General features: G+C 38.7%; 3 protein-coding genes. All 3 read left to right on the top strand.

Features of this window, described 5'->3' with window-relative positions; all coding sequences use genetic code 11:
* Positions 1-144 precede the first annotated feature (144 nt).
* The 3 genes from BM202_RS36430 to BM202_RS36425 all read left to right on the top strand — a co-directional run bounded on the left by BM202_RS36430 (position 145) and on the right by BM202_RS36425 (position 1,211).
* A complete protein-coding gene (locus BM202_RS36430) occupies positions 145-597 on the top strand; it encodes a helix-turn-helix domain-containing protein (protein ID WP_093835515.1) in 453 nt (150 codons plus the stop codon).
* Entirely contained in the window at positions 594-764 is a 171-nt protein-coding gene (locus tag BM202_RS37765; RefSeq protein WP_177236827.1) for a hypothetical protein, read from the top strand. Before BM202_RS36430 ends, BM202_RS37765 begins: the two co-directional genes overlap by 4 nt.
* Positions 765-965: 201 nt before the next feature.
* Positions 966-1,211 carry a hypothetical protein gene (locus BM202_RS36425; RefSeq protein ID WP_093835513.1) on the top strand — a complete coding sequence of 82 codons (246 nt, stop codon included), beginning with the start codon at positions 966-968 and terminating at the stop codon, positions 1,209-1,211.
* Positions 1,212-1,738 lie beyond the last annotated feature (527 nt).

Below are 1,738 nucleotides of genomic sequence, written 5' to 3'. Positions count from 1 at the left end.
ATGATGGTTGAGCAACTAGTTTTCTTCTCAGAAGAAAATAAGACACGGAGTATTGACCTACTCAAGGAGAACTTAAAGAATTACTTGAAGTAACGGAGCGGTGCCCGATGAAAAATATTTTAGCGTCTGAATCAAGACACTAGAATGCGTCAATCACAATCAATTTTCACTAAATATATGATTAACGTCGGAACTACCCTGAAGTCTCTCAGGGAAGAGAGAGGGTATACAGTAAGACAACTAGCAGAGAAAGCCCAAGTTCAATCTTCGCATTTATCAAACATAGAAAATGGGAAGAGATCGCCAGGATTAGATGTAATCGACCGGATTTGCAATGCGTTAGGCGCATCAGTTACGCAGGTATTAGTTAAGACTGATATGGAAAAAGAGTTAGCATTGGGTAAGCGAAAACTCCTAAAAGACTTGATGCCATATTTCAGGAAGATAGACTCTGTAGCTAAGCAAATTTATGGTTCAGAAGATGATGATTCAGATGACAGAGATGATCAAAATAAAGGGCAAGGCGAAGGCTTAACCCCTATTATTTTGGGTGGTGGAATGATTGATTATGAACCTTTAAAACAACAAAACCAATGAAAAAGTCATTTAAACCAGGTGAAATAGCTCAGTCTAGTGGGCAGTATCAAATTATTGGTCCAAGAGGTGGGAAAGGAGCGGAGAGAACCGTTACTAAAAACGAACCATTACCTCCAACTCCTAAAAGTGGCTCTACTTATGTCTTAGTTGACAAAACAAAACACTGAATAATGACCTCTATCTGCTATCTATCACCATAGACATCGTATGCCCTACTTACGAAATGTTTTCGTAAGTAGGGCTTCTTCTTTCCGCACAGTTAAGTGTGGCTTATGCCTAAAAACCTACGGAGTTTGGGGTATAAGCCCCAATTATAAACACAGCATCGCAGACTCCTTGATATCATTTTCACCACTAACAACACAGCAATGAACAATCGATTTCACCTTTTTGGAATAGACGTTGGAAGTGCAGTATTTATCTACATAATCACTTCTTTCCTAGTAGGTACATCAGATGTGATCTATTGGTATAATTATCAAAGGTTTCTCGCTGTGGTAGCTTACTTTATTTTGACTATAGCTATCAGCTCTGGAGATAGAAAAAAGAGAAATTCTAAGATAGAAGTTGATGAACCGAAAGTGAATGAAACAGATTCGGTTGAGCAAGTGTAATACGAGGTTCTTACTTATAGTCATATTACTAACTGCAGGAATTTGATTAACTAATAAGTGCTTGATATATAACATACCAGAAAGGCCCATTTCTACGTAGAAACGGGCCTTTCTGGTATAGTGATCTCTATGCGCAAAGCGGTCTTATAAGAGAGCGAGACGGAACGCTATTTCGCTGCGCTCATACCGTTCGTCCCGTCCTACGGAGTTGACTATCAAAGGGTTAAAAATTAACCAATAATTACTGCTGCATACAATTTTTGTAAGCCTCTGAACTACAGGTCGCTTTTGAGTAGCCAGCCATGTTTACCACCTTAAAAACCCTCCTATCGTCGGGCTTTCGTGATGGTAAACGTCTGTCTTTTCCTCCGACTGTCAGAAAAGGAAAAAATCCCACTAGAAAATCTCGTTTCAGGCACCCAGAAAAAAATCTGTATAATATAAGAGAAGAGAGAATGCCTATAAAATTTTGATAATCAATTTGTTATAAGAGACAACAGTAATGGCATAGCAGTCAAACAGTAATG

The organism is Spirosoma endophyticum, assembly GCF_900112365.1.
Taxonomy (GTDB): Bacteria; Bacteroidota; Bacteroidia; order Cytophagales; family Spirosomataceae; genus Spirosoma; species Spirosoma endophyticum.
The sequence above is the reverse complement of the archived record's forward strand: the minus strand, read 5'-3'. Positions and strand labels throughout refer to the sequence as shown.